A 23,823-nucleotide genomic window follows, 5' to 3' on the forward strand; every position below is an offset into this window, starting at 1 on the left:
CAAGACGGTTTGACCATGCCCGCGCCCGCCCCTAAAGTCGTTGCGCACAAAGCGGAGAATGCAATGAACGATCAGCCTCTGGCGGAGATTGGACCAGACCGCAGCCTGCTTCTTGTCGATGACGACGAGGCATTCGTGAAGCGGCTGGCCAAGGCGATGGAAAAACGCGGGTTTCTGCCCGAAACCGCGGAAAGCGTCGCTGCCGGAAAAGAGATCGCCCGCATCCGCCCCCCCGCCTATGCCGTGGTCGATCTGCGGCTGGAGGATGGCAGCGGCCTCGACGTGGTCGAGGCTTTGCGCGAAAGCCGCCCGGATTGCCGGGTGGTGGTGCTGACCGGCTATGGCGCCATCGCGACGGCGGTGGCCGCGGTCAAGATCGGCGCCATCGACTATCTGTCCAAGCCTGCCGACGCCAACGACGTCACCAATGCGCTGCTGGCCCGGGGCGAAACCCTGCCGCCGCCGCCGGAAAACCCGATGTCGGCGGATCGCGTGCGGTGGGAACATATCCAGCGCGTCTACGAACAATGCGACCGGAACGTGTCGGAAACCGCCCGCAGGTTGAATATGCATCGCCGCACATTGCAGCGGATTCTTGCCAAAAGAAGCCCTAAATGAGCGTTTGACGCGATATTCTGCCCTCTCCAGAGGCAGGGGATCAGTTTTTCATTGTCGACAATGCGCGATGGGCATAGACATGTCGCGCAATCCATAATTATGGGGACATGATGGATATCGACCTTAATGCCCTTTCGCTTCGTGAACTGAAAGATCTACAGGCCCGCGTGAACCGCGCCATTTCCAGCTATGAAGAGCGCAAGAAGAAAGAGGCGCTGTCGGAACTGGAAGAGCGTGCGCGCTCCATGGGTTATTCTCTGGCCGAACTCACCGGCGTGGCGCCCACGCGCAAGCGCAGCCTTTCGGCCGCGAAATATGCCAATCCGGCAAACCCCGCGGAAACCTGGACCGGCCGTGGCCGCAAGCCCCGCTGGTACGAAGCGGCGATCGCCGCCGGAAAGTCGCCCGACGATCTGGCGATCTGATCGCATTCCTCCAGGGAATGCCGGTCCGCCCTGCGCCGTGCGGGGCGGATCGTCCGGGCCCTGCCTGGCAAGCGGGGTCGGCCGGGGGCATGCCCGGTCGCGGATGACGCGCTGATGGTCGCAGGCTGAACGTATTGCACGACAGGCCCGCTTGCGGCACTTTGCGCGCCACCCTTCATCAACCCGGCCCGCCGATGCCTTTGCCCCTTCGCCCGTCGCTGATCCTTGCGCTTTGCCTTCTGCCCGGCGCGGCCTTTGCCTGCGCGCTGCCGCCTTCGGTGATCCTGTTGCTGCCCACGGGGTACTACATGGCCGGGGCGGCGGTGACGGTGGCGGTGACGGCGCTTCTGGGGGTGCTGGCGGGGCGGTTGCCGGCGATGCGGCCCCATCTGCTGGGTGAACGGCAGGTGCTGGTGCCGCTGACGGTCAGCAGCTACCTGTCGTTCATCGCGTTTCTCGGGCTGGTGCTGATCGGCCTGTTCGGCCAGCGCGACCCGATGCACAACCTGATGACGCTGGTGTTCTGGACAGGGGTCTGGGTGGCGCTGCCGCTGGCCTCGATGCTGTTCGGCAATCTGTGGCGTGCGCTGAACCCCTGGACGGCGCCGGTGCGCATCGCCCGCACGCTTCTGGGCCGGACCGGGGGGGCGGGCCTGTCGCGATTGGGCCATTGGCCGGCGGTGGCGGGCTATGCCGGTTTCGCCTGGTTCCAGATCGTATCCCTGCGCCCCGACGACCCGGCAGTGCTGGCCGGCGTCGCGCTGGCCTATTGGCTGGCGATCTTCGTGCTGGCGGTGGCAGAAGGCGAGGAATGGCTGGAACAGGGCGAATTCCTGAGCCTGTTCTTCGCCTGCATTTCCCGCATCGCCCCCTTCTGGGCGACCGAGGATGGCCGCCGCCTGCGTGTGTTCGCCGGCTGGCCGGGCACGCAGATCGTCGCCATGCCGGCCCTTTCGGCCTCCGGCGTCGCCTTTGTCACGCTGGCGCTGGCCTCGCTGACCTTCGACGGGCTGGCGGAAACCTTCTGGTGGATGGGCCTGATCGGCGAGAACCCTCTGGAGTTCACGGGCCGGTCCGCCGTCATGGGGGTCAACACGCTCGGCCTCATCGCGGTCTGGGTGCTGACGGCGGGGGGGATCCTCGGCGCGATCTGGCTGGGGCGGCGGATGGGCGGGCGGTTTGCCGCGGGGCCGCTGATGCTGTCGTTCCTCGCCATCGCGGCGGGCTATCACGCGGCGCACTATCTGGTGACGCTGCTGACCGTCGGCCAATACACGCTCGCCGCCCTCAACGATCCGTTCATGCAGGGACAGAGCCTTCTGGGCCTGCCGATGCTGTATGTTTCCTTCGGTTTCCTTGCCGATGCCACGGTGATGCAGGCGATCTATGCCGCGCAGTTCGCGGCGATCCTCGGCGCGCATCTGCTGGCCGTGGTGCTGGCGCTGAAACTTGCCGGGCATGCGCGGGCCATCGCGCATCTGCCGCTGACTGTCCTCATGGTGGGGTACACGGTTCTGGGCCTGTGGCTGCTATCGACCGCGCGCGGGGCCTGAGGCGCGCATAAGAAGGAAGGCCGGAATTTCGCGTGGACAAACCGCGAAGCAGACGCAATGTTTACGCAGCGGAAAGCATTGCTGCACCGCCGCATCTATCGGAGAGACGCCAATGACCACCACTACCTTCCGTAATGCCGCAACGCGGCGCACCGTGATCAAGGGCCTCGCGGCCGGCGGTGGCGCATTGCTGGCGGCGGGCAGCTTTCCGCGCTTCGTGCAGGCCCAGTCCAGCGCGCCGATCAAGCTCGGATTCCAGCTGCACCGCACCGGGATCGGCGCCGCCTATGGCCGCTGGTACGAACGCACGACCCAGGCCGCGCTCAAGGTCCTGAACGAATCCGGCGGGATCAACGGCCGCCCGGTCGAAATCGTCTTCGAGGATGACGGCACCGACCCCAAACGCGGCGCCGAGGTGGTGGAAAAGCTGACCACCCAGCACGGCTGCGATCTGGTGTTCGGGGCGCTGTTCAGCCATGTCGTCACCGGATCGGCCCCCCGCGCGGGCGAACTGAAGGTGCCCTATCTGGTCTGTTCCGAGGGCTTCCACGTCGCCAGCGGCACGCTCAACCGCTGGACGTTGCAACCGGGCATCACCGATGTGCGCGCGCAGGTCAGCAGCATGGCGCCCTGGGTGACGCAGAACCTCGGCAAAAAGGTGACGATGGTGTTCCCCGACTATGCCTTCGGCCACGACCACCGCGACTATTTCACCGAGGCCGTCAAGGCGCAGGGCGGCGAGGTCATCAAGCACATCGCCATCCCGCCGACCGAGACCAGCTTCACCCGCTATCTGCCGCAGATCCCGCGGGATACCGAGGTTCTGTATCACGTCATGGTGGGCCCGGCGGTGCTGACCTTCGTCAAGGAACTGGGCGAGTTCTACGGCTCCGGCGCGCGGCCCGAAATCTTCGGCTTCATCGACAGCCTGGAGGCCGTGGACATGGCGAGCCCGGGTCTGGAATTCCTCGAAGGCACGCATTTCTGGGAAGGCCACTGCCGCACCAAACAGGCCGACGCGCCGGATTATGAAACCGCCTATCGCGCCGCCGTGGGGGTGGACGACAACGGCGCCTCGGTGACGGATGCGCGGGATGTGTCGACCTATGGCCACATGTTCTCGTGCTGGGAAACGCTGTTCGTCATCAAGCAGGGGATGGAGGCCGCGGGCTATCAGGGCACGGCCGACCGGCAGAAATTCGTCGAGGCGGTCGAGGCGATGACCGGTTTCGAGGCCGGGTTCGAACATCCGCAGGGCGACAAGCTGTTCAACGGCAAGACCCATCAGGTGTTCGGCCACCAGTTCATCACCCAGGTGCAGGGCGGCAAGCTGATCAAGGTGCATACCACCGCGATCGAGGATGGCATGTACCCCGACGCGGTGGATTACACCGCGCAATCCTTCTGACCTCGAGGCGGGGGCCGCCAGGGCCCCCGCGTTTGCCCTCGTGTCGCTCGGTCCGCTTCTTCTTCTGGCCCTGATGGAGGGGCTCGTCGCCGCCGCCGTTCTGGCGCTGACCGCGGTGGGGCTGAGCCTTGTGTTCGGCGTCATGCGCGTGGTCAATGTCGCGCATGGCGAATTCTTCATGCTGGGGGCGGTTTCGGCCTGGTTCGTGACGCAATGGGTGCCCGGGCCGCCCGCGCTGGCCTTTGCGGTGGCGCTGGTCGCCTGCCCGCTGATCGTCGCGGGGGTGGCGGCGCTGGCCGATACGCTGGTGCTGAAACGGCTGAACTACAACCCCGAGGCGACGATCGTCGCCACCATCGGGCTGCTGTATATCATCCAGCAACTGGCGCTGAGCCTGTACGGCCCCGATGCCCGCCCGGTGCCCGCGCCCTTCACCTGGCGGCTGCAACTGCCGTGGTTCGGCTATTCGGGCTACAAGCTGGCGGTGGTCGCGGCGGCGGGGGCGATATTGCTGGCGGTCTGGCTGTTCCTGCGGCGCAGCCGCGCCGGGCTGGTGATGCGCGCCACCCAGATCGACGGCGAAACCGCGCGCGCCTTCGGCATCAACGTGGATCGTGTCTATGCCGGCGTCTTTGCCCTTGGCGCGGCGCTGGCGGCGGTCGCTGCCGTGCTGATCGTGCCGATCCAGCAGGCGCATTACCTGATGGGGGGCGACCCGCTGTTGCTGAGCTTCATCGTCGTCATCATCGGCGGGCTCGGGTCGCTGCGCGGCACGCTGGTGGCGGCGCTGGTGATCGGGCTGTCGGACGGGATGATTTCCATGTTCTTCGCGCCCACGCTGGCCAAGATCCTCGCCACGCTGCTGGTGGCGCTGGTGCTGGTGTTCCGCCCGCAGGGCCTGTTCGGGGGCCGGGCATGAGGGTGCTGGCGCTGCATCTGGCGGTGATCGCGGCGCTGCTGGCGGCGCATTTCCTGCTGCCCGCCTATCACCACGCCAATGTCGCCCGCGTCATGGTGCTGGCGGTGTTCGCCATGGGCTACAACATCGCCTTCGGCTATACGGGACTGCTGAGCCTTGGCCATGCGCTGTTCTTCGGCGCGGGGATGTATGCGGCGGGGCTGTTGGTGGTCTATCAGGGCTGGACGGCAGGCCCCGCGCTGATCGCCGGGCTGGTGGGCGGGGGGCTGGCCGCCGCGGCGGTGGGGCTGCTGGCGCTGCGCACGGCGGGCGTGTCGTTCATGATCGTGACGCTGATGTTCGCGCAGGCGGGCTATCTGACGGTGCTCTATTTCGGCGCCTGGACGCGGGGCGACGAGGGGCTGGTGATCCCCGCCGCCGGGCGGCAACTGGGCCCGCTGAACCTGTCGGACGACGGCACCCGCTATCTGGTGGCGCTGGCGCTGTTCGCTGTCGCGCTGCTGGCCAATCTGGCGCTGGTGCGGTCGCGTTTCGGCCGCGTCATGGTGGCGATGCGCGAGAATGAGGAGCGCAGCCGGATGCTCGGCTACGACCCGTTCCGCACGAAACTGGCGGCGCTGGTGGCCTCGGGCCTTTATGCCGGGGCGGCGGGGGCGGCCTATGGGGTGATGTTCGGCTATGTCGGGGCGTCCTTCGCCGGGATCCAGTATTCCATCCTGCCGCTGCTCTATGTGCTGATGGGCGGGGCGGGCACGGCGCTGGGGCCGTTTCTGGGCGCGCTGGCCATGTTCTACCTGATCGACATCGCCAGCGGCCTGACCACGGCGCATCTGCTGGTCGTGGGGGTGGCGCTGCTGGTGCTGGTGCTGTTCGCGCCGCGCGGGATTTTGGGCGCGCTGCGGGAAAGGCTGGCGCCGTGGCTGCCGTGACGCTGTTGCAGGCCCGCGGGCTGACGCGGCATTTCGGCGGGCTCAGGGCCGTCGACGGGGTGGATTTCGACCTGACGCAGGGCGAGATCCACGCCCTCATCGGCCCCAACGGCGCGGGCAAGACGACCTTCGTCAGCCTGCTGTGCGGCCGCGTCGCCGCGCAGGCGGGCAGCATCGCCTTTGCCGGGCAGGACATCACCCGCCTGCCCGCACAGGCGCGTGTCCGCCTCGGCATCGCCTATACGTTCCAGATCACGTCGATCTATGCGCGGCTCAGCGTCTACGACAACGTGGCCCTCGCCGTGCAGCGCCGCGGCCTGCGCGACCTGCGGGCGGGCGTGATGGCGGCGCTGGACCGCGTGGGCCTTGGCGCGCAGGCGGATCAGGTGGCGGGCACGCTGTCCTACGGGCATCAGCGGCTGCTGGAAATCGCCATGGGCCTTGGCCTCGCGCCGCGGCTGCTGATCCTGGACGAGCCGACGCAAGGGCTGGCGGCAGGCGAGATCGAGGGCTTCAAGACTCTCGTCCGCGGTCTGGTGCCGGATGTCACGGTGCTGCTGATCGAACACAACATGGATGTGGTGATGGATCTGGCCGACCGGATCACGGTGCTGAACTTCGGCCGTGTGCTGGCCACCGGGACGCCCGCGCAGATCCGGGCCGACAGGGCGGTGCAGGCCGCCTATCTGGGGGGCTGAATGCTGGTTCTGAACGGCGTCGATGCGGGCTATGGCGGGGTGCAGGTGCTGCGCGGACTGAGCTTCGCCGCCCGCGCGGGCGAGGTGACCTGCGTCATGGGCCGCAACGGGGCCGGCAAGTCGACCCTTCTGCGCTGTATCATGGGGCTGGTGCGGGTGCGCGAGGGCGAGGTTCTGCTGGACGGCCAGCCCATCCACCAGCTGCCCGCGCATGAGGTGCCGCGCCGGGGCATCGGCTATGTGCCGCAGGGCCGCCGCCTGTTCGGCCCGCTGACGGTGGCCGAAAACCTCGACATCGGCCTGATGACCCGCAACCGGGGCGCCGAGGTGCGCGAACGGGTGCTGGCCCTGTTCCCCCGCCTGCGCGAACGGCTGGATCAGGTGTCGTCGACCCTTTCGGGGGGCGAACAGCAGATGTTGGCCATCGCGCGGGCGCTGTGTCTGGAACCGCGGGTGCTGTTGCTGGACGAGCCGGCCGAAGGCTTGCAGCCCTCGATGATCGCGCTGATCCGCGACACGGTGGTGGCGCTGCGGGCGACGGGGGTGACGGTGGTGCTGGTGGAACAGCGGGTGGATACCGCCTTGGCGCTGGCCGACCGCGTGGCCTTCGTCACCGGCGGGCAGGTGGCAGAGGTGCTGGCGGCCGAGGGGCTGACCCACGACGCGCCGCAGTTCCACCGCTATCTGGGTGTCTGATCCAGCAGTTCGGCATGCCGCGCAAGGAAATCCGCCCGCACCTGTGCGGCGGGGCGCAACAGGATCTCCAGCCCCTTCAGCAGCGCCGCCCCCGGGCGGCCGAAGAAACGGTCGGCCTCGTCGGGGGAAAACCCCGCGATTTCCACCGCTTCCAGCCAGGCGGAAACCCGGTCGGCGCGCTTGATCGCGGTCTTGACCGTGACGGGCAGCGCCGTGGGCAGGCCAAAGCGCAGATGGATCGCAGCGGTCAGCCGTGCGTCCAGATCCTCGTACCCGCCGCCCACGGTGGCCTTCACCGGGCTGATCATGTCGCCGATCACATATTCCGGCGCGTCGTGCAGCAGCGCCGCCAGCCGCCAGCGGGTGGGGGCGGCGGGGTTCATGCGGGCATAGATCCGTTCCACCAGCAGCGAATGTTCCGCCACCGAATAGGGCCAGTCGCCCTGCGTCTGCCCGTTCCACCGCGCGACGAAGGCGAGGCCATGGGCGATGTCCTCGATCTCGATATCCATCGGCGTCGGGTCGAGCAGGTCGAGCCTGCGGCCCGACAGCATCCTTTGCCACGCGCGCGGCTGTTTCATGGCGCCCCCTCGTCTGACGCCCCCCGTATCCGCAATCACGGGACGGTTGTCGAGCCTCAGCCGGGCCGACGCAGGGCCGAAACCGCACCGGCGGCGACGCTGATGTCGCCCGGCGTCATCAGCATGATCCCGCCCCCGGTTCTGCGCGCTTCCAGCACCGGGGCGTAGACCTCGACGGTGTTGGTGCCAAGCAGGCTGTCGCCGGAATAGCTTTCCAGTTCAAAGCTGTAGGTGCCATGGGGCAGGGGCGCGCCATCCGCCGCCGTGCCGCCCCAGTCGAGCGTTTCCGCCGTCAGCGCGATATCCTCGCGCGAAACGGTCCGCCCGTCGGCGTCGCGCACCACCAGCACCGCCCGGTCCGCCAGCGCCGCCGGGTTGGGCGACAGCGTGACGGTGCCGCCCGTGAACCGCACCGGCGCCGGCACCTGCACCTCCATCCCGATCCAGCCCGACAGCTGCGCCATGTTCATCAGCCCCAGTTGCGACGACACCGTTTCCAGCATCTGGTTCGTCCGCATCTGCTGTTCCACGGTGGAAAAGCTGGCCATCTGCTGCGCGAACTGGGTCGAATCCATCGGGTTCAGCGGGTCCTGGTTCTGCATCTGCGTGGTCAGCATGCGCAGGAAGGTGTCGAAGTCGGAATTGAGCAACTGCCGCCGGGTGCCGCCCGTGGCGGTGCTGCCGGCGGCGGTATTGGTGATCTCCATCGGGTCCTCACAATCTCAGGTCGAGGCCGGACGCCCGGGTGGGCGCGGGCGTCTGTGCGGCCGCCATGGCGGGCGGCGCGGGTGGCGGGCTGTCGTCACGGGGCGGCTGGTCCCCGCCCCGCCCGCCGGCAAAGCCGGGGGCGCCGAAATCCAGCACCGCCCCCCCGAAGCCCGCCGCGCGAAACTCCGCCGCCAGTTCGGCGGCGTTGCGGCGCAGCAGGTCCAGCGTCTCGGGCCGGTCCGCATGGATCGTGGCGCGGATCGTGTCGCCCTCGGGCATCAGCATCAGCCGCAGGGTGCCAAGCTCCGGCGGGTCGAGCCGCAGTTCCACCACCCCGTCCCCCTGCTGCGCGGCCTCGGCAATGCGCCGCAGGGCCGGGAGTGGCGCGGGCGGGGCTGCGGCGGGCATGGTTCCCGCAGAGGTTGGCCGCGGCGCGGCTGCCGGGGATGACGCGGTGTCGGCGAGCGGGACCGGCCCTTGGTCTGCGCCAGCCTGTTCCCCGACCCCCGGCACCATCACGGTGTCGAGGACCGGGCTATCCGATTCCGGCAGGGATGGCATCGCGGGATCATCCATCGGCACGAATTCCACCACCGGGGGCGGCGCGGCATGCAGCGGCCGGATGAAACGCAGGCTGGCGCCGGGAAACGCCGCCAGGCTGGTTTCGAGCGACGCCGGGCCGATATGCGGCAAATCGGGCTCGGCTGGCTGCGGGGGTGCGGTGGGGGTCTGGGTGAATAAAACCGTCTCTGTATCACTGGAATCGAGACCGATAGCGCCCTCGGCAGGAGCCGCCTGACCCCCCTTCTGCACGTTGGCTCGCAGCGGATCCGGCGGTGAGGGCCACGGGATCGCCGTTCCGGGCAGAATCTCCGCCCCCTCGGCCCCAGACGAGTCGGCCTGTTCCTCCGCCGGGCCGATGCGGGTCTGGAACGCGCCGCGACCGAAGGCGGGCGACAGGACGGCAAAGCCCGGCGCCGCCCCCGCCATCAGCGCCGCGAAATCACCGCCGCCTTCGCCTCCTGCCGCCGGTGCCGCTACGCCCCGTGCCACGCCCTGCACGGCCCCCGCCGGGATGTCGAACCATGCCATCGTGCCTGCCGATCCTGTTGTTTCCGCCCCACCACTCTGGCCGCAAGGAGTTACCGCTTGTTTACCGGATGCGGAAAAAATGGCCCCGCAACGAAAGGAACCGCCGATGATCCCCCCGATTCCCCCCGACCGCCCGCCGCCGCAGCCGGACAGGGACGCCACCCTGCGCGCCCGCGCGCAAGAGATGGAGGCGCTGTTTCTGGCCGAAATGCTGGGCCACGCGGGCCTTGGCGCCACGTCGGGGGACTTTGGCGGCGGCGTGGGCGAAGAACAGTTCGCATCCTTCCTGCGCGCCGAACAGGCGAGGGCCATCACGGCAAAGGGGGGAATCGGGCTGGCCGAATCGCTTTTCAAGGCCCTGGCCGCGCGGGGCCGCGATGCGGGGTGATCCGGCGCTGGCCCGGCTGGAACGGGCGCTGGAGGATGTGGGCGCGGCGCTGGCCGGGGGCGCCTTCGCGGGGCTCGGCCCGCTGACGGGGGAACTGGATGCCGCGCTGGCCGCGGTCGAGGCGCATCCGCCCGCCGACCGCGCGGCGCTGGACCGGCTGGCCGCGCGCGCGCGGGGCAACATGACAATGCTGGCGGCGGCGGCGCGGGGCGTGCGCGCGGCGCGCCAGCGGCTGCGCGACCTGACCGCGGCGGGGCAGGGCATCGGCACCTATGACCGCGATGGCCGCCGCACCGTCATCGGCCCCGGGGCGGACCGGCCGCCGCACCGGTCCTGAGATGGCTCAAATGCCACCGATTTCGCCCCGGACCTTAGCGAGTTCTTAGAGATTCGGGCGCCAGATGGCCCTGCACCCCGGTCGGGGTGGCGCTACAGGGCCGACCTGAAGCACCGGCAGAAACGCCGCCAGTGCCGCCCGGAACCCGGGTGGCGGGTATGCCGCGCCAAAAGCGCCGGCGCAGAAAGGGAAAATACCGATGTCGTCCATTCTCACGAACACCAGCGCGATGGTGGCCCTGCAAACGCTCAAGGGCATCAACCAGAACCTGAACAAGACCCAGTCGGAAATCTCGACGGGCAAGACCGTGGCCACCGCACGCGACAACGCGGCGGTCTGGTCGATTTCCAAGGTCATGGAATCCGACGTGAAAGGCTTCAAGGGAATCGCCGACAGCCTTTCGCTCGGCTCCTCCACCATCGCCGTGGCGCGCGAGGCGTCGGAAACGATCACCGACCTGCTGACCGAGATCAAGGGCAAGATCGTCGCCGCGCAGGAAGAAAACGTCGACCGCAGCAAGATCCAGACCGACATCGCGGCCTATCGCGACCGGATCACCTCGGTCGTCAACGCGGCGCAGTACAACGGCCTGAACCTGATCAAGGGAACGGACGCCATGAACGTCCTGGCGTCCCTCGACCGCGACAGCGCGGGGGGCGTCACCGCCTCGCAGATCACCGTCAGCCGCAACGACCTGACGATGGGTGCGGGCACCTATGGCTCCGGCACGGCGCTGAACGCGAATGCCGTCGTCAGCGACACCGCCGCCGGCGCGCTGGCCGCAGCGGGCAACACCGCCCAGATCACCATGGCGACCGGGGCGGATTATTCGGACGGCGAGGCATCCTTCGCCATCGGGGGCATGAACTTCAGCTTCGCCGCCGGTGAACTGGGGGATGGCGATCAGGACGCCGCGGCCGGCATCGTTGCCGGGCGGATCAACGCGCTCGGGATCGCGGGTGTGACCGCCTCGGCCGCCGGCGCGGTGATCACCATCACCTCCACCCGCGCGTTCGAGGGGGCGGAGGTCGCCGTCTCGGGTCTCGGGGGTTCCGCCGCGGGGTCGGAGATCACCGAACTGAACGGCGCGGCGGTGACCGTGGCCAGCGGCACGATCAACGAACGGTCGGAAAACGTCACCTTCAGCAACATCGCCGCAGTGAGCGATGGCGACGGCTATCGCGTGTCCTTCGGCGGCAAGACCTTCACCTATGTCGCAGGCCCCGGCCAGTCGATGGAGGATGTGGCCAAGGGCCTGAAAACCGCGGTCGACGGTGCGGGCATGGCCGGGATCACCACCGCCGTCGCGCAGGACAGCAACGGCGCCTGGCAGCTGAAGATCGACAACTCCAGCACCACCACGATGACGCTGGCCGCGGTCGGCAATGCGGGCGGCGAGGCCTCGGGCGGGTTGTTCGGCCTCGACGGGATCGACGTGACGACGAAAGAGGGCGCGGCCGCCGCGCTGTCGAACATCGAGCACATGATCACCCGCGCCATCGACGCCTCGGCCTCCTTCGGTTCGGCGCAGCGCGGGATCGACATCCAGAACTCCTTCGTCAGCAAGCTGACCGACTCGCTGCGTGCGGGCATCGGCACGCTGGTGGATGCGGATATGGAAGAAGCCTCGGCCCGGCTCCAGGCGTTGCAGGTGCAGCAGCAACTCGGCATCCAGGCGCTGTCGATCGCCAACCAGGCACCGCAGAGCATCCTGTCGCTCTTCCGGTAAGGCATTGGGCCGGGGCGTGACGCGCGCCCCGGCCCGTTCCGACCCCCAGGACACCGGAAGGACACGCCGTGAACGCCTATCTCGCCGCCCGCAGCGCCTATGCGCAGACCACCACCCCCGCGCGCAACCCGCGCAGCATCGAATACGATCTTTTCGCCCGGGTCACACAGCGGCTCAACACCGCCTGGGCCGCGCGCGAACAGGATTACCCGGCGCTGATCGCGGCGCTGGATGAAAACAACCGGCTCTGGACGGTGCTGGCCGCCGATGTGGCGAGCCCGGGCAACGCCCTGCCGCCGCAACTGCGCGCGCAACTGTTCTACCTTTATGAATTCACCGCCGAACACAGCCGCAAGATCCGCGCCGGCGAGGCGGGGGTGGAGGCGCTGGTGGACATCAACACCGCCGTCATGCGCGGCCTGCGCGGCGAAGGGGGCGGGGCATGACCGGGCTGGTGCTGAAACTGGGCCCGCACGAACGGGTGCTGATCAACGGCGCGGTGGTCGAGAACGGCGACCGCCGCTCGCGCCTCGCCATCATGACCCCGAACGCGCATATCCTGCGGCTGCGCGACGCGATCCACCCCGAACAGGTGAACACGCCGGTGCGGCGCGTCTGCTATATCGCGCAGCTGGTGCTGTCGGGCGATGCCGGGGCGGGCGAGGCGCGGATGCAGCTTCTGCGCGGGATCGAACAGCTGAGCCAGGTCCTGACCGACCACGACAGCCGCGTGCAACTGACGCTCGCCACCCAGGCGGTGCTGGAGGATCAGCATTATCAGGCGCTGAAGGCCCTGCGCAGCCTTCTGCCGCGGGAGGAGCGGCTGTTCGCCGCCGCAAGGGCATGAGTTTCGCGCCCGTCCTGCCGATGGGCGGCCTTGCCGGGTGGGGCTTCCTCAAGCGCACGCAGGAAACCCAGGCCGCGGCCTTTACCCGCCAGGCATCCGTTCAGCGGGAAGAGGCGTATTTCCGCGACCGGATCGCATCGGTCGAGACGGCCGAGGATCTGGTGAACGACCCCCGCCTGCTGCGCGTCGCCCTCAGCGCCTTCGGGCTCGAGGCCGATGTGAACAACCGCTATTTCATCCGCAAGGTGCTGGAGGACGGCACGACCAGCGACACCGCGCTGGCCAACCGGCTGGCGGACAAGCGGTATCTGGAATTCGCCACCGCCTTTCGTCTGCACAAGGGCGGCGTGCCGCGCACCGGGTTGACCGGCTTTGCCGACGGCATCCTGTCGCAATGGAAAACGCGCAGCTTCGAGACCGCGGTGGGCAGCAAGGATGAAACCTACCGGCTGGCGCTGAACGCCGAACGCGAACTGGCGGCGCTGGCGCAGAAGGACATGTCGAATGACGCGCGCTGGTTCACGGTGATGGGCAACACCCCCCTGCGCAAGGTGTTCGAGACTGCGCTGGCCCTGCCGCCGAGTTTCGGTGCGCTCGACATCGACCGGCAGCTGGCGGTGTTCAAGGAAAAGGCCGCCGCCGCCTTCGGTTCGTCCGAAATCGCCCAGTTCGAGGCGCCGGAAAAGATGGAGGCGCTGGTGCGCCGTTATCTGCTGCGCGCGGATCAGGCGGCGGCGCCAGCGACCAGCCCGGCGCTGATGCTGTTGCAGGCCGCTCGCCGCTGACCCTCAGCGCGCGGAAAGGCACTGTTCCAGCCGGACGAAGCTCGCCGCGGTATCCTCCGCCTCGTCCTCGGCGATGAAGGCGTCGAGCGCGGGCCAGACCCGGATCGCCTGATCCACCACCGGGTCGGACCCCGCGGCGTAAAGCCCGGCCTGGATCATCATCTCGGCCCGGTCATAGGCGCCAAGCAGCCGCCGTGCCTCTGCGATCAGGCGGTTTTCGGCCTCGTCCGCCGCCTCCGGCAGCGCGCGGGACACGGACCGCAGCAGGTCGATCGCTGGAAACCGGCCGCGTTCGGCGATGCGCCGGTCCATCACCACATGGCCGTCCAGCACCCCGCGCAGAATGTCGGCCACGGGTTCCTCCATATCCGATCCGGCGACCAGCACGGTAAAGACCGCGGTGATGTCGCCCGCCCCCTGCGGCCCCGGCCCCGCGCGTTCGGCCAGCGACATGATCGCATGCGCGACGGAAGGAGGATAGCCGCGCATCGACGCCTCCTCCCCCCCGGCCAGCGCCACCTCGCGGTGCGCCTCGGCAAAGCGCGTGACCGAATCGGCCAGCAGCAGCACATGCAGCCCCTGATCGCGGAAATGTTCCGCCACCGCCATCGCCGCCCAGGCACAACGCCGCCGGATCAGCGGCGACTGGTCGGATGTCGCGGCCACGACGACCGACCGCGCCATCCCCGCCGGGCCAAGGACATGTTCGGTGAAATCCCGCAACTCGCGCCCGCGCTCGCCGATCAGGGCCAGCACGACCACATCCGCCTCCACCCCCCGGGCGAACTTGGCCAGAAGCGAGGATTTGCCGACCCCCGACCCGGCGAACAGCCCGATCCGCTGACCCCGCACCAGCGGCAGCAGCGTGTTGAATGCGCGCAGCCCGGTTTCCAGCCGCGCGCCGAGGCGGCGGCGGCTGGCGGCGGCGGGGGCGGCCCCGCGCAGGCCGCGCGGCACAGGGCCGGGGAACAGCGGGCGACCATCCAGCGGGCGGCCGAACGGGTCCACCACCCGGCCGATCCAGCTGTCGTCGGGCGCGATCTGCGCGGGGCCGGTCAGGGCGACCTCCGCCCCGATGGCCAGCCCCTCGGGCGCGGCGTCGGGCAGGACCGTCAGCCCCTCGCGCGCGACGCGGATGACCTCGCCCCCCAGGGCGCCGACCGTCACCCGGTCGCCAAGCCCCGTGCCTTCGGCCAGGCCCGACACGACCAGCGTGCCGCGGCCGATTTCGGCCACCCGGCCGATCCGCTGCACCACCGGCACCGCCGCGATCCCTGCGCGCAATCCATCGAATAGTCCCCGCATGCCGTCACCTTTTGTTCTGCCGATTACGGTTTCTAAACGAATCACTCTTAAGCCTTGGTGAAACGGATCGAGGGAGAAGCCCCGATGTTACCCAAGCTCGAAGTGATCGAAATGACGCGCGCGCTCGCGGCCCATGCCGGTGCGCGGCAAGAGGCGGTCGCGCGCAATGTCGCCAATGCCGACACGCCCGGCTATCGCGCCGCGGACCTGCCCGGTTTCGCTGCCGCCTATCGCGGCACCGGCGACACGCAGATGCGCGCGACCCGCGCCGGCCATCTGGGCAGCGGGGGCCAAAGCGTGACGCTGGCCGCCCGCGCGCTGACGGCAGAGGCCGCGCCCAACGGCAATACCGTCTCGCTGGAACAGGAAATGGTCCGCGCGGCAGAGGTGCGCCAGCAGCACGACATGGCGCTGTCGATCTATACCAGCCTGTCCGGCGTCCTGCGCAGCAGTCTGGGACGGAGGTAGGGGATGAGCGATCTGATCCGCAGCCTCGCCACCTCGGCCTCGGGCATGCAGGCGCAATCGGGCCGCCTGCGCCATGTGTCCGAAAACATCGCCAATGCCGACACGCCCGGCTATCGCCGCAAGACGGTGGAATTCCGCGACGTGATGGGCGGCGCGCAGGTCGCTCTCGGCCCCGTGCGGCTGGACCGTTCGGCGCTGGAACGCATCTACGACCCCGGCCACCCGCTGGCCGACGAAACGGGGCACCATGACGGCACCAATGTCGATCTGGTGCTGGAACTGGCCGACGCGCGCGAGGCGCAGCGCAGCTACGAGGCCAATCTGAGGATGTTCGACCAGGCCCGCCAGATGACGCAGGGCCTGTTCGAACTGCTGCGCCGATAGGAGGATCCAGAATGGATGTGAAAGCTTCGCTGGCCGCCCAGGCCTATGCCCAGGCACGCCCCGCCACCGCCCCGGAACCCGGCGGCGCGGCAGAGGCGTTCGGCAACCTCGCCGCCAGTTTCGCCGAAACGCTGGCGCGGGGCGAGGAAACGGCGAAGGCCGCGATGACCGGCCGGGCCGATCCCTATGCGCTGGTGCAGGCGCTGGCGGCCGCGGAAACCGCCGTCGAAACCGTGGTGACGGTGCGCGACAAGGTGGTCGAGGCCTATCAGGAAATCCTGCGGATGCCGGTCTGAGGGCGCGCGATGCTGGCCGATACCACGCTTTACGACACGCTGCGCCAGGGACTTTGGGTTGCGGTGGTGATCTCTGCCCCGCTGCTGGGGGTGGCGCTGGCGGCGGGGGTGGCGATCGGCCTCTTCCAGGCGCTCACCTCGGTGCAGGAGGCGACGCTGACCTTCGTGCCCAAGGTCGCCGCGATGCTGGCGGTGTTCTGGGTCTCGATGAGCTTCATGACCGCGACGCTGGTGAGCTTTTTCACCGACCGGATCGTTCCGCTGATCGCAGGGGGTTAGGGATGGACAACGCGATCTACGCCACACTGTCGCGCCAGTCGGGATTGATGCGGGAAATGCAGGTGCTGGCGCATAATATCGCCAATACCTCGACCACCGGCTTTCGCCGCGAAGGCGTGATCTTCGCCGAACATGTGCGCGCGGCGGGCGACGGGCCGTCGCTGTCGATGCCCCATGCCAGCGCGCGGCATGTGGATCTGGCGCAGGGCGACCTGACGCAGACCGGCGCGCCCTTCGACATGGCGATCCGGGGCGAGGGGTTCTTTCTGGTCGAGACCCCGCAGGGCCAGCGGCTGACCCGTGCCGGCAGCTTCACCCCCAATGCGGAAGGGGAACTGGTCACACCCGATGGCCACCGGCTGCTCGATGCGGGCGGCGCGCCGGTGTTCGTGCCGCCCGATGCCGGGCAGGCGACGCTGGCGCAGGACGGTACGTTGTCGGCGGGCGGGCGGCCTTTGGCGCAGATCGGCCTCTGGCAGCCCGCCGACCCCCTGACCCTGCGGCACGAGGCCGGCACGCTCTTCGCCGCCGACGCGGTGACACCGTTGGAGGAACCCGGCGTGATCCTGCAAGGCCGGCTGGAGGGCGCCAATATCAACCCGGTGGCCGAAATCGCCCGCATGATCGCGGTGCAGCGCGCCTACGAGGCCGGGCAGAACCTGATGGACCGCGAGGATGAACGCATCCGCGGCGTGATCCAGACCCTTGGACGATAGGAGAACGGGATGAAGGCGCTCCAGATCGCGGCGAGCGGGATGGCGGCTCAGCAGATGCGGGTCGATGTGGTCTCGAACAACCTCGCCAACATGTCGACGACGGGCTACAACGCCCGCCGCGCCGAATTCGCCGACCTGCATTATCAGCAGGTCGCGCGCCCCGGCACCATTTCGGCCCAGGACGGCACGATGCTGCCGACCGGGGTGCAGGTGGGGCTGGGGGTGCGGGCCACCGCGGTGTCGGTGGTGCTGGCGCAGGGGCCGGTCAGCCAGACGGGGGGCGACCTCGACCTGGCGATCGAGGGGCGCGGGTATCTGGAGGTCACTTTGCCCTCGGGCCTGTCGGGCTATACCCGCGACGGGGGGCTGAAACGGTCTGCCGACGGGTTGATCGTCACCTCCGACGGCTATCCGGTGGTGCCGGGCGTCACCATCCCCTCGGATGCGCGCAGCATTTCGGTCAACGCGGCGGGCGAGGTCCACGCCTATTTCTCCGACCGGGTGGAACCCGAACTGCTGGGCCAGTTCACGCTGGCCGGTTTCGCCAACGAAAAGGGGCTGGAGGCTTTGGGGTCGAACCTCTTTCTCGAAACCGGCGCCTCGGGCCCGCCGCTGATCGGTGCGCCGGGCGAGGACGGGATCGGCACCCTGCGGCAGGGGTATCTGGAGGAAAGCTCGGTCGACGCGGTGCGCGAGGTGACGGAACTCATCAAGGCGCAGCGGGGGTACGAACTGAACGCCAAGGTCATCAGCGCCGCCGACCAGATGCTCGGCGCGACCACGCAGGTGCGCTGATGCGGTGGCTTCTGGTCCTGCTGGCCGCCAGCCCCGCCGGGGCGGACACGCTGGTCGCGGCGCGCACGATCCGGGCGCAGGCGATCCTGACCCCGGCGGATGTGACCGTGACCCCCGCCGCCGTGCCCGGTGCGCTGGCCCATCCGGACGAGGCCCTGGGGATGGAAACCCGGGTCGTTCTTTACGCCGGCCGCCCGATCCGGCCAGAGGATCTGGGCCCCCCCGCCATCGTCGACCGCAACCAGACCGTACCGCTCGCCTATCGCGCCGGGCCGCTGACCATCCGGGCCGAGGGGCGCGCGCTGGCCCGCGGCGGGGCGGGCGACGTGATCCGGGTGATGAACCTCGCCTCCCGCACCACCGTTTCGGGCGTGATCCGCCCGGACGGCAGCGTCGCGGTCGGCGCCAGCCGTTGAAGGACCAAACGATGCGCCCCCACCTGATCCTGCCCGTCCTGATCCTTGCCGCCGCCTGCGGCCGGCTGGAGGAGGTCGGCAAGGCCCCCGGTTTCAGCCCGCTCGAAGGCAGCTACCAGCATCACGCGATGTATTCCGCCCCCCTGCCCGAAACCGCGCCGTCGACCGCCCCAAGCGACGCGGCATCGCTCTGGACGGGCAACCGCGCCTCGCTTTTCGGCGACCGGCGGGCGGCGCGGCGGGGCGATATCCTGACCGTGGTGATCGAGATCAACGAGAATGCCGAAATCTCGAATTCCACCGACCGCTCGCGCGCGGGCAGCCGCACGATGGGCGTCCCCCAGATGCTGGGCATCCCGCAGCGGCTCGACCGCAAGCTGCCCGAGGGGGCGAGCATGGCGGAGGCCGTGGACAGCGGCGGCGAGACGAGCTTTTCCGGCGACGGTTCGGTCCGCCGCAAGGAGAAACTGATGCTGCGCGTCGCCGCCACGGTGGTGGAGGAACTGCCGAACGGCGTCCTGCGGATCGAGGGGCAACAGGAGGTGCGGGTGAACTACGAACTGCGCGAACTGGTGGTGACCGGCTATGTCCGGCCCGGCGACATCTCGCGCCAGAACGAGATCACCTATGACAAGATCGCCGGCGCCCGCATTTCCTATGGCGGCCGGGGCCAGATCAGCGACATGCAGCAGCCCGCCTACGGCCAGCAGATCGCCGATATCATCCTGCCGTTCTGAGGTCCGCGATGTTGCGCAAACTGTTGCCGGTGCTTCTGGGTCTGGTCGGTCTCGGGCTTGGTGCGGGGGCGGGGATCCTGCTGCGCCCGCCGCCCGCCGAACCCGCGGCAGAGGCCCCGCCCCCCCCGCCGGCCGAGGAAAAGCCGCGCGATTACGTGCGCATGAACAACCAGTTCGTCGTGCCGGTAGTCGAGGACGGGCGCGTCGTGTCGCTGGTGATCCTGTCGCTGAGCCTCGAGGTGGAAACCGGCGGGTCCGAAGGCGTCTACGCGCGCGAGCCCAAGCTGCGCGACGCTTTCCTGCAGATCCTGTTCGACCATGCCAATACCGGCGGCTTCCGCGGCAGTTTCACCGATGGTTCGAACATGACGATCCTGCGCGCGGCGCTGCGCGAGGCGGCCGTGCGGGTTCTGGGGCCGCTGGTGACGGATGTGCTGATCGTCGACATCGTGCGCCAGGACAGCTAGCGCCGCTTGCCGTCCCGCAACCGCGCCAGCGCCTCTGCCCGGCCGAAGGCCGCCCGCGCGGCATCCTGCGCCGTCATCCATTCCGCCGTCTGCCGGGCAAGCGTGGTGTTGAGATCCCTCCGCCGCGCCTCGGCCCATTGCTGATGCCGCAGATCGGCCAGCATCAGCGCCATATCCGCCGTATCCGCGGGCGGGGCCGTGGCGAGGCCGGCCAGATGCGCGCGGGTCTGCGCCATCGCCTCCGCCCGGGCGCGCAACTGGCCGAGTTCATGGTCGCGGATCATCCCCGCCAGAACGGCAAGGCGCACCAGCCGCGGATCCTTCATTTTTTGCCCCTTTCCCGCGCGCGCTGCCGCATGCGTTCGGCAAACCGGATCGCGGCGGCCACGGCGCGGTAATGTTCGCGCCGGATTTCCGTGCCCACCGCGACCGTGGCATGGATCGCCCGCGCGGTCGGCGGGTCGCGGTGGATCGGCACCCCGGCCTCTGCCGCGCGGTCGCGGATGCGGGCGGCGATCTCGTCCACCCCCTTGGCCAGGCAGATCGGCGCATGCCTGTCCTGCCGGTTCCACTTCAGCGCCACCGCGTAATGGGTGGGGTTGACGATCACCACATCGGCCCGGGGCACATCGGCGAGCATCCGGTTCATCGCGATTTCCGTCCCGCGCTGGCGCCGCTGCGCCTTGATATGGGGGTCGCCCTCGGCGTTCTTGACCTCATCGGTCATTTCCTTGCGGGTCATCCGGTGGCGGCGGCGGTGATCGAACCGCTGCCACAGCAGGTCGGCCAGGCCGACCACGCCCTGCACCGCCAGGACGATGGCGAGGAATCCGGCCAGCATCCGCAACAGCACCGCCACCGCCTGCGCCGGTTCGAGGTGGAGCACCCCGCGCAGGCTGTCGAACTGATCCGAGAGGTAGAGCGCCATCACCGTGGACACCGCCAGCATCTTCAGCACGCTTTTGGCGAATTCGACCAGCCCCGACAGGCCGAAACGGTTCTTGATCCCCCGGATCGGCGAAATCCGCGACAGTTTCGGCAACAGCTTGTCCGGCGCGAACACCAGCCCTCGCAGCGCGACCAGCGCCACGATCACCGCCGCCATGGGCAACAGGAAAAACGGCAGGATCCCGGCCATCCCCGCCGCGATCCCCGCAGGCAGGGCCGCGCCGCCCCCGAACAGCGCGGGCGCAAGGCTGTCCGCCTGGTCGAGCAGCACCGCCCCCGCCTGCGCCGCCGCCGACAGCGCCCGGGGGCCCAGGGCCAGTGCCGCCAGCAGGAACCCGCCATAGGCCGCCGCGGTCAGCAGGTCCTGCTGGCGGGGAATGTCGCCCTTTTCGCGCGCCTCTTCGAGTTTTCGCTCGCTCGGGTCGAATTCCTTCTCTGCGCCGTCTTCCTCGCTCATCGCGGCACCGAAAAGGGGGCGTCGAGAAAGCCGTGCAGCACCGACAGCCAGACCGCCAGCATCCCCGGCACGGTGAGCATCAGCAGGATCAGCCCCCCTGCCGTCAACGCGGGTGCGCCGATGAAAGACACCATCAGTTGCGGCATCGCCCGGTTGATGGCACCAAGTGCTGCGTTGTAGATCACCGAGGCGATCAGGAACGGCGCCGCAAGGGTGAAGCCGAGCGCGAACATCCGCGCCACCTGCGCCAGCCCCCAGGCGGCGGCATCGGCAGCCAGCGGAAAGCGCCCGGGCGGCAGCAGGTCGTAGGACAGCAGAAATGCCTCTGCCACCCGCACATGCAGCCCCAGGCTCGCCGCCAGCGCGAGGCCCGAAACCGTCAGCACATGGCCGATGGCCGGTTGCGGTTCGGCCCCCGCGCCGCCGAGGATCTGCGACAGCGACACCGCCTGCGCCGCCATCGTCCCCGCCACCTGCAATGCGAGGAACAGCAGCCGGAACCCGGCCCCGAGCAACAGGCCCGCCGCAGCCTCCGCCAGCAGGGGGGCGGCGCCTTGGGGCGCGGCCTGCGGGTCGATGGCGGGGGCGACGACGGCGGTGAAGGCCAGCGTCAGCACCAGCTTCACCCGCGCCGGCACCGCCTGTTCGCCAAAGGCGGGCAGCAGCGCCATCGCCCCACCGGTGCGCAGGAACACCAGCACCGCCGCCCAGGCAAAGCCCTCGCCCAGGTCCAGCAGCGCCGCCAGCGCCCCGACCATCCCGGTCATGCCGCCACCACGCCCAAAAGCGCGGGCCGCGCCTCCATCCCGATCTCGTCATAGGACAGCACCGGCGCGGGCAGCCCGCGCGCCGCCAGCACCGTGCGCAGGAACCGCCGCCGCAGCGCCGATGTCACCAGCGCCGGCACCGCCCCCGTTTCCGCCGCCCGCGTCAGCCGGTCCGCCAGCGCATTGCCGAGCCGGTTGAACTGATCCGGCGGCAAAGCCACGTCCTGCAAGCCCCGCTCGCCGTCGATCTGATAGCGGGCGAAGGTCGCCTCCCATTCCGGCGCCAGCTGGATGAGCGGGATCGTCCCGTCCGCGCGTTTCAGTTCCGCCACCAGCTGGAACCCGAGCCGCCGGCGGACATGTTCGCAGATCGCCTCGGCCGGCAGCGGCGCGCCGCGCAGTTCCGCGATCGCCTCGAGGATCAGCGGCAGGTTGCGGATCGACACCCGTTCCTCCAGCAGCAGCCGCAGCACCGCCAGCAGCACATCGACCGGCACCTTGTCGGGCACCAGTTCATCCAGCAGCCGCCGGTTCGCCGCCGCGCGCTGCGGATCGGACAGGTTGGTGAATTCATCCAGCAGCCGCCGCAGGCCCTTGAGCGTCAGAAGCCGCGCCATGTTGGTCTTGAGCACCTCCAGCAGATGCGTCGCCAGCACCTCGGCCGGCGACACCACCGTCAGCCCGGCCAGCGCCGCCTCTTCCTGCGTGTCGGGCCAGATCCAGCGGGCGGGCGCGCCATAGACGGGCTCGCGCACGTCCTCGCCCGGGGGGGCGGCGGCGGTGCCGTCGGGCAGCAGCAGCATCGCCCGGTCCGGCATCAGCCGGTCGCGCACCTGTTCGACCCCCTGAATGCGGATGCGATACGTGCCCGGCGGCAGGGCGGGTTCGTCCGTGAGGCGGATTTCCGGCAGGATCAGCCCGAAGGCAGAGGCCACATGCGTGCGGATATTGGCGATCCGCGCGTCGAGGCCCGTCGCCGGGTCGAGGATCATCGCCACCAGATCCGGCGCGAATTCGACATGGATGTCGTCGAAATCCAGCACATCGCCAAGCGGGCGGGGTTTGGGCGCCTCTGCGGCCACATCTTCCTCTGCCGCCGGGGGGGCGCGGCGGGCCATGGCCCAGGCCGCCCCGCCCAGACCCAGGGCCGCGGCCATGAACGGCAGGAACGGCAGCCCCGGCACCACCGCGAACAGCGCCATCAGCGCCGCGACCGTCCCCAACGCGGCCGGATAGCGGCCGAGTTGCGAAAACACCGCCGTTTCCGTCGCCTCTTTCGACCCGCCCCGCGCCAGCAGCAGCGCCGCCGCGACCGAGGTGATGACGGCCGGGATCTGGCTGACCAGCCCGTCGCCCACGGTGAGGATCGCATAGGTCTCGAACGCGCGGGCGACATCCATCCCGTGCACGCCGATCCCCATGAACAGCCCGACGATGATGTTCAGCCCGGTGATCAGCAGCCCCGCGACGGCATCGCCCTTGACGAATTTCGACGCCCCGTCGAGCGAGCCGAAAAAGGTCGTCTCGGCCAGTTCGCGTTCGCGCCGCGCCTTGGCCTCGGCATGGTCGATGGCGCCCGCCGACATGTCGCTGTCGATCGCCAGCTGCCGCCCCGGCATCCCGTCCAGCGCGAACCGCGCGCCGACCTCGGCCATCCGCCCGGCGCCCTTGGTGATGACCATGAAGTTCACGATCATCAGCACGCAGAAGATCACCACCCCCAGAAGGACCGAGCCGCCCATGATGAAGCTCGCGAATCCCTCGATCACCGAACCGGCGGCATGGGTGCCGGTATGGCCCTGCCCGATGATCAGCTTGGTGGACGAGACGTTGAGCGACAGCCGCAGCAGCAGCGAGGCGAGAAGGATGGTGGGGAAGGCCGAAAAGTCCAGCGGCCGTTCGATGAACAGCGTAACCGTGAACATCAGCACTGCAAGCGCGAAGGAAACTGCCAGCCCAACATCCAGCATCCAGGCCGGCACCGGCAGCACCATCATGATGATGACCGCCATCAGCGCCAGCGCCAGCAGCACCGTGGGCCGGTAGAGATCGCGCAGGGTCAGGCGCATCTGCGG

The 23,823-nt window shown here is 69.2% G+C and carries 31 protein-coding genes; 23 read left to right on the top strand and 8 right to left on the bottom strand.

The window, feature by feature from the left end:
* The first annotated feature begins 63 nt into the window (after window positions 1–63).
* From RGD00_RS08740 to RGD00_RS08775, 8 genes are all read left to right on the top strand, one after another.
* Window positions 64–618: an ActR/PrrA/RegA family redox response regulator transcription factor gene (locus RGD00_RS08740; protein WP_310456928.1), complete on the top strand. Its 555-nt coding sequence runs from the start codon at window positions 64–66 to the stop codon at window positions 616–618.
* A gap of 110 nt (window positions 619–728) precedes the next feature.
* Window positions 729–1,043, top strand: coding sequence for an H-NS histone family protein (locus RGD00_RS08745; RefSeq protein ID WP_310456979.1), 315 nt, complete (start codon window positions 729–731; stop codon window positions 1,041–1,043).
* A gap of 194 nt (window positions 1,044–1,237) precedes the next feature.
* Window positions 1,238–2,596, top strand: coding sequence for a hypothetical protein (locus RGD00_RS08750; RefSeq protein WP_310456929.1), 1,359 nt, complete (start codon window positions 1,238–1,240; stop codon window positions 2,594–2,596).
* A 112-nt stretch (window positions 2,597–2,708) separates the two neighbouring features.
* A complete protein-coding gene (locus RGD00_RS08755) occupies window positions 2,709–4,004 on the top strand; it encodes an ABC transporter substrate-binding protein (RefSeq protein ID WP_310456930.1) in 1,296 nt (431 codons plus the stop codon).
* A gap of 40 nt (window positions 4,005–4,044) precedes the next feature.
* A complete protein-coding gene (locus RGD00_RS08760) occupies window positions 4,045–4,923 on the top strand; it encodes a branched-chain amino acid ABC transporter permease (RefSeq protein WP_310456931.1) in 879 nt (292 codons plus the stop codon).
* Window positions 4,920–5,852, top strand: coding sequence for a branched-chain amino acid ABC transporter permease (locus tag RGD00_RS08765; RefSeq protein WP_310456932.1), 933 nt, complete (start codon window positions 4,920–4,922; stop codon window positions 5,850–5,852). Before RGD00_RS08760 ends, RGD00_RS08765 begins: the two co-directional genes overlap by 4 nt.
* Window positions 5,849–6,550 carry an ABC transporter ATP-binding protein gene (locus RGD00_RS08770; RefSeq protein WP_310456980.1) on the top strand — a complete coding sequence of 234 codons (702 nt, stop codon included), beginning with the start codon at window positions 5,849–5,851 and terminating at the stop codon, window positions 6,548–6,550. The genes RGD00_RS08765 and RGD00_RS08770 overlap by 4 nt, the downstream gene beginning before the upstream one ends.
* On the top strand, window positions 6,551–7,246 hold the full coding sequence (locus RGD00_RS08775; RefSeq protein ID WP_310456933.1) for an ABC transporter ATP-binding protein: 696 nt from the start codon (window positions 6,551–6,553) through the stop codon (window positions 7,244–7,246).
* Here RGD00_RS08775 and RGD00_RS08780 read toward each other — a convergent pair.
* The 3 genes from RGD00_RS08780 to RGD00_RS08790 are packed head-to-tail and all read right to left on the bottom strand — an operon-like array spanning window position 7,231 to window position 9,627.
* Window positions 7,231–7,827, bottom strand: coding sequence for an HD domain-containing protein (locus RGD00_RS08780; protein WP_310456934.1), 597 nt, complete (start codon window positions 7,825–7,827; stop codon window positions 7,231–7,233). The genes RGD00_RS08775 and RGD00_RS08780 overlap by 16 nt on opposite strands.
* Window positions 7,828–7,883: 56 nt before the next feature.
* Window positions 7,884–8,534 carry a flagellar hook capping FlgD N-terminal domain-containing protein gene (locus tag RGD00_RS08785; protein ID WP_310456935.1) on the bottom strand — a complete coding sequence of 217 codons (651 nt, stop codon included), beginning with the start codon at window positions 8,532–8,534 and terminating at the stop codon, window positions 7,884–7,886.
* A gap of 7 nt (window positions 8,535–8,541) precedes the next feature.
* Window positions 8,542–9,627, bottom strand: coding sequence for a flagellar hook-length control protein FliK (locus RGD00_RS08790; protein ID WP_310456936.1), 1,086 nt, complete (start codon window positions 9,625–9,627; stop codon window positions 8,542–8,544).
* A 106-nt stretch (window positions 9,628–9,733) separates the two neighbouring features.
* Here RGD00_RS08790 and RGD00_RS08795 point away from each other — a divergent pair, with 106 nt between their 5' ends.
* The 6 genes from RGD00_RS08795 (at window position 9,734) to RGD00_RS08820 (ending at window position 13,713) form a co-directional block, all read left to right on the top strand.
* The gene (locus tag RGD00_RS08795) at window positions 9,734–10,015 is read left to right on the top strand and encodes a rod-binding protein (protein WP_310456937.1); all 282 of its coding nucleotides are present in this window, start codon (window positions 9,734–9,736) and stop codon (window positions 10,013–10,015) included.
* Entirely contained in the window at window positions 10,005–10,352 is a 348-nt protein-coding gene (locus RGD00_RS08800) for a hypothetical protein (RefSeq protein WP_310456938.1), read from the top strand. The genes RGD00_RS08795 and RGD00_RS08800 overlap by 11 nt, the downstream gene beginning before the upstream one ends.
* Before the next feature lie 199 nt (window positions 10,353–10,551).
* Window positions 10,552–12,081, top strand: a complete 1,530-nt coding sequence (locus RGD00_RS08805) for a flagellin (protein ID WP_310456939.1) — start codon at window positions 10,552–10,554, stop codon at window positions 12,079–12,081.
* 68 nt (window positions 12,082–12,149) lie between these two features.
* A complete protein-coding gene (gene flaF, locus RGD00_RS08810) occupies window positions 12,150–12,527 on the top strand; it encodes a flagellar biosynthesis regulator FlaF (protein WP_310456940.1) in 378 nt (125 codons plus the stop codon).
* Window positions 12,524–12,928 (top strand): flagellar biosynthesis repressor FlbT, encoded by a 405-nt coding sequence (gene flbT, locus RGD00_RS08815; RefSeq protein ID WP_310456941.1) that lies wholly within the window; start codon window positions 12,524–12,526, stop codon window positions 12,926–12,928. The genes flaF and flbT overlap by 4 nt, the downstream gene beginning before the upstream one ends.
* A complete protein-coding gene (locus RGD00_RS08820; RefSeq protein WP_310456942.1) occupies window positions 12,925–13,713 on the top strand; it encodes a DUF1217 domain-containing protein in 789 nt (262 codons plus the stop codon). Before flbT ends, RGD00_RS08820 begins: the two co-directional genes overlap by 4 nt.
* Before the next feature lie 3 nt (window positions 13,714–13,716).
* Here RGD00_RS08820 and RGD00_RS08825 read toward each other — a convergent pair whose 3' ends face one another.
* The gene (locus tag RGD00_RS08825; RefSeq protein ID WP_310456943.1) at window positions 13,717–15,018 is read right to left on the bottom strand and encodes a FliI/YscN family ATPase; all 1,302 of its coding nucleotides are present in this window, start codon (window positions 15,016–15,018) and stop codon (window positions 13,717–13,719) included.
* 84 nt (window positions 15,019–15,102) lie between these two features.
* On the opposite strand from RGD00_RS08825, the gene RGD00_RS08830 reads away from it, so the two are divergent.
* The 9 genes from RGD00_RS08830 to RGD00_RS08870 are packed head-to-tail and all read left to right on the top strand — an operon-like array spanning window position 15,103 to window position 19,576.
* Window positions 15,103–15,486, top strand: coding sequence for a FlgB family protein (locus tag RGD00_RS08830; protein ID WP_310456944.1), 384 nt, complete (start codon window positions 15,103–15,105; stop codon window positions 15,484–15,486).
* 3 nt (window positions 15,487–15,489) lie between these two features.
* Window positions 15,490–15,870 carry a flagellar basal body rod protein FlgC gene (flgC, locus tag RGD00_RS08835; protein ID WP_310456945.1) on the top strand — a complete coding sequence of 127 codons (381 nt, stop codon included), beginning with the start codon at window positions 15,490–15,492 and terminating at the stop codon, window positions 15,868–15,870.
* A gap of 11 nt (window positions 15,871–15,881) precedes the next feature.
* Entirely contained in the window at window positions 15,882–16,166 is a 285-nt protein-coding gene (fliE, locus tag RGD00_RS08840; protein WP_310456946.1) for a flagellar hook-basal body complex protein FliE, read from the top strand.
* Window positions 16,167–16,175: 9 nt separating this feature from the next.
* The gene (locus RGD00_RS08845; RefSeq protein WP_425603395.1) at window positions 16,176–16,445 is read left to right on the top strand and encodes a flagellar biosynthetic protein FliQ; all 270 of its coding nucleotides are present in this window, start codon (window positions 16,176–16,178) and stop codon (window positions 16,443–16,445) included.
* A gap of 2 nt (window positions 16,446–16,447) precedes the next feature.
* A complete protein-coding gene (locus tag RGD00_RS08850; protein ID WP_310456947.1) occupies window positions 16,448–17,161 on the top strand; it encodes a flagellar hook-basal body complex protein in 714 nt (237 codons plus the stop codon).
* Window positions 17,162–17,170: 9 nt separating this feature from the next.
* Window positions 17,171–17,956 carry a flagellar basal-body rod protein FlgG gene (flgG, locus tag RGD00_RS08855; RefSeq protein WP_310456948.1) on the top strand — a complete coding sequence of 262 codons (786 nt, stop codon included), beginning with the start codon at window positions 17,171–17,173 and terminating at the stop codon, window positions 17,954–17,956.
* The gene (flgA, locus tag RGD00_RS08860; RefSeq protein ID WP_425603396.1) at window positions 17,956–18,372 is read left to right on the top strand and encodes a flagellar basal body P-ring formation chaperone FlgA; all 417 of its coding nucleotides are present in this window, start codon (window positions 17,956–17,958) and stop codon (window positions 18,370–18,372) included. The genes flgG and flgA overlap by 1 nt, the downstream gene beginning before the upstream one ends.
* Before the next feature lie 11 nt (window positions 18,373–18,383).
* Window positions 18,384–19,109, top strand: a complete 726-nt coding sequence (gene flgH / locus RGD00_RS08865) for a flagellar basal body L-ring protein FlgH (RefSeq protein ID WP_310456949.1) — start codon at window positions 18,384–18,386, stop codon at window positions 19,107–19,109.
* Between the two features lie 8 nt (window positions 19,110–19,117).
* Window positions 19,118–19,576 (top strand): flagellar basal body-associated FliL family protein, encoded by a 459-nt coding sequence (locus RGD00_RS08870; protein ID WP_310456950.1) that lies wholly within the window; start codon window positions 19,118–19,120, stop codon window positions 19,574–19,576.
* On the opposite strand, the gene RGD00_RS08875 is transcribed toward RGD00_RS08870, so the two are convergent.
* Genes RGD00_RS08875 through flhA form a run of 4 tightly spaced genes read right to left on the bottom strand, consistent with a single transcriptional unit; the run spans window position 19,573 to window position 23,817 of the window.
* Complete coding sequence (locus RGD00_RS08875; RefSeq protein ID WP_310456951.1) at window positions 19,573–19,902, bottom strand: hypothetical protein; 330 nt, start codon at window positions 19,900–19,902, stop codon at window positions 19,573–19,575. The genes RGD00_RS08870 and RGD00_RS08875 overlap by 4 nt on opposite strands.
* Entirely contained in the window at window positions 19,899–20,981 is a 1,083-nt protein-coding gene (gene flhB / locus RGD00_RS08880; RefSeq protein WP_310456952.1) for a flagellar type III secretion system protein FlhB, read from the bottom strand. Before flhB ends, RGD00_RS08875 begins: the two co-directional genes overlap by 4 nt.
* Window positions 20,978–21,748 (bottom strand): flagellar biosynthetic protein FliR, encoded by a 771-nt coding sequence (locus RGD00_RS08885; protein ID WP_310456953.1) that lies wholly within the window; start codon window positions 21,746–21,748, stop codon window positions 20,978–20,980. Before RGD00_RS08885 ends, flhB begins: the two co-directional genes overlap by 4 nt.
* On the bottom strand, window positions 21,745–23,817 hold the full coding sequence (flhA, locus tag RGD00_RS08890; protein ID WP_310456983.1) for a flagellar biosynthesis protein FlhA: 2,073 nt from the start codon (window positions 23,815–23,817) through the stop codon (window positions 21,745–21,747). The genes RGD00_RS08885 and flhA overlap by 4 nt, the downstream gene beginning before the upstream one ends.
* Window positions 23,818–23,823: the final 6 nt, after the last annotated feature.

It is taken from the genome of Ruixingdingia sedimenti, assembly GCF_031432425.1.
In the GTDB taxonomy this organism is placed as follows: Bacteria; Pseudomonadota; Alphaproteobacteria; order Rhodobacterales; family Rhodobacteraceae; genus Ruixingdingia; species Ruixingdingia sedimenti.

What these genes read in the sequence shown, in the direction of transcription:
- RGD00_RS08740 (WP_310456928.1), top strand. Translation starts at nt 64, where the DNA reads ATGAACGATCAGCCTCTGGCGGAGATTGGACCAGACCGCAGCCTGCTT.
- RGD00_RS08745 (WP_310456979.1), top strand. Translation starts at nt 729, where the DNA reads ATGGATATCGACCTTAATGCCCTTTCGCTTCGTGAACTGAAAGATCTA.
- RGD00_RS08750 (WP_310456929.1), top strand. Translation starts at nt 1,238, where the DNA reads ATGCCTTTGCCCCTTCGCCCGTCGCTGATCCTTGCGCTTTGCCTTCTG.
- RGD00_RS08755 (WP_310456930.1), top strand. Translation starts at nt 2,709, where the DNA reads ATGACCACCACTACCTTCCGTAATGCCGCAACGCGGCGCACCGTGATC.
- RGD00_RS08765 (WP_310456932.1), top strand. Translation starts at nt 4,920, where the DNA reads ATGAGGGTGCTGGCGCTGCATCTGGCGGTGATCGCGGCGCTGCTGGCG.
- RGD00_RS08775 (WP_310456933.1), top strand. Translation starts at nt 6,551, where the DNA reads ATGCTGGTTCTGAACGGCGTCGATGCGGGCTATGGCGGGGTGCAGGTG.
- RGD00_RS08780 (WP_310456934.1), bottom strand. Translation starts at nt 7,827, where the DNA reads ATGAAACAGCCGCGCGCGTGGCAAAGGATGCTGTCGGGCCGCAGGCTC.
- RGD00_RS08785 (WP_310456935.1), bottom strand. Translation starts at nt 8,534, where the DNA reads ATGGAGATCACCAATACCGCCGCCGGCAGCACCGCCACGGGCGGCACC.
- RGD00_RS08790 (WP_310456936.1), bottom strand. Translation starts at nt 9,627, where the DNA reads ATGGCATGGTTCGACATCCCGGCGGGGGCCGTGCAGGGCGTGGCACGG.
- RGD00_RS08795 (WP_310456937.1), top strand. Translation starts at nt 9,734, where the DNA reads ATGATCCCCCCGATTCCCCCCGACCGCCCGCCGCCGCAGCCGGACAGG.
- RGD00_RS08800 (WP_310456938.1), top strand. Translation starts at nt 10,005, where the DNA reads ATGCGGGGTGATCCGGCGCTGGCCCGGCTGGAACGGGCGCTGGAGGAT.
- RGD00_RS08805 (WP_310456939.1), top strand. Translation starts at nt 10,552, where the DNA reads ATGTCGTCCATTCTCACGAACACCAGCGCGATGGTGGCCCTGCAAACG.
- flbT (WP_310456941.1), top strand. Translation starts at nt 12,524, where the DNA reads ATGACCGGGCTGGTGCTGAAACTGGGCCCGCACGAACGGGTGCTGATC.
- RGD00_RS08820 (WP_310456942.1), top strand. Translation starts at nt 12,925, where the DNA reads ATGAGTTTCGCGCCCGTCCTGCCGATGGGCGGCCTTGCCGGGTGGGGC.
- RGD00_RS08825 (WP_310456943.1), bottom strand. Translation starts at nt 15,018, where the DNA reads ATGCGGGGACTATTCGATGGATTGCGCGCAGGGATCGCGGCGGTGCCG.
- RGD00_RS08830 (WP_310456944.1), top strand. Translation starts at nt 15,103, where the DNA reads ATGTTACCCAAGCTCGAAGTGATCGAAATGACGCGCGCGCTCGCGGCC.
- flgC (WP_310456945.1), top strand. Translation starts at nt 15,490, where the DNA reads ATGAGCGATCTGATCCGCAGCCTCGCCACCTCGGCCTCGGGCATGCAG.
- fliE (WP_310456946.1), top strand. Translation starts at nt 15,882, where the DNA reads ATGGATGTGAAAGCTTCGCTGGCCGCCCAGGCCTATGCCCAGGCACGC.
- RGD00_RS08845 (WP_425603395.1), top strand. Translation starts at nt 16,176, where the DNA reads ATGCTGGCCGATACCACGCTTTACGACACGCTGCGCCAGGGACTTTGG.
- RGD00_RS08850 (WP_310456947.1), top strand. Translation starts at nt 16,448, where the DNA reads ATGGACAACGCGATCTACGCCACACTGTCGCGCCAGTCGGGATTGATG.
- flgG (WP_310456948.1), top strand. Translation starts at nt 17,171, where the DNA reads ATGAAGGCGCTCCAGATCGCGGCGAGCGGGATGGCGGCTCAGCAGATG.
- flgA (WP_425603396.1), top strand. Translation starts at nt 17,956, where the DNA reads ATGCGGTGGCTTCTGGTCCTGCTGGCCGCCAGCCCCGCCGGGGCGGAC.
- flgH (WP_310456949.1), top strand. Translation starts at nt 18,384, where the DNA reads ATGCGCCCCCACCTGATCCTGCCCGTCCTGATCCTTGCCGCCGCCTGC.
- RGD00_RS08870 (WP_310456950.1), top strand. Translation starts at nt 19,118, where the DNA reads ATGTTGCGCAAACTGTTGCCGGTGCTTCTGGGTCTGGTCGGTCTCGGG.
- RGD00_RS08875 (WP_310456951.1), bottom strand. Translation starts at nt 19,902, where the DNA reads ATGAAGGATCCGCGGCTGGTGCGCCTTGCCGTTCTGGCGGGGATGATC.
- flhB (WP_310456952.1), bottom strand. Translation starts at nt 20,981, where the DNA reads ATGAGCGAGGAAGACGGCGCAGAGAAGGAATTCGACCCGAGCGAGCGA.
- RGD00_RS08885 (WP_310456953.1), bottom strand. Translation starts at nt 21,748, where the DNA reads ATGACCGGGATGGTCGGGGCGCTGGCGGCGCTGCTGGACCTGGGCGAG.
- flhA (WP_310456983.1), bottom strand. Translation starts at nt 23,817, where the DNA reads ATGCGCCTGACCCTGCGCGATCTCTACCGGCCCACGGTGCTGCTGGCG.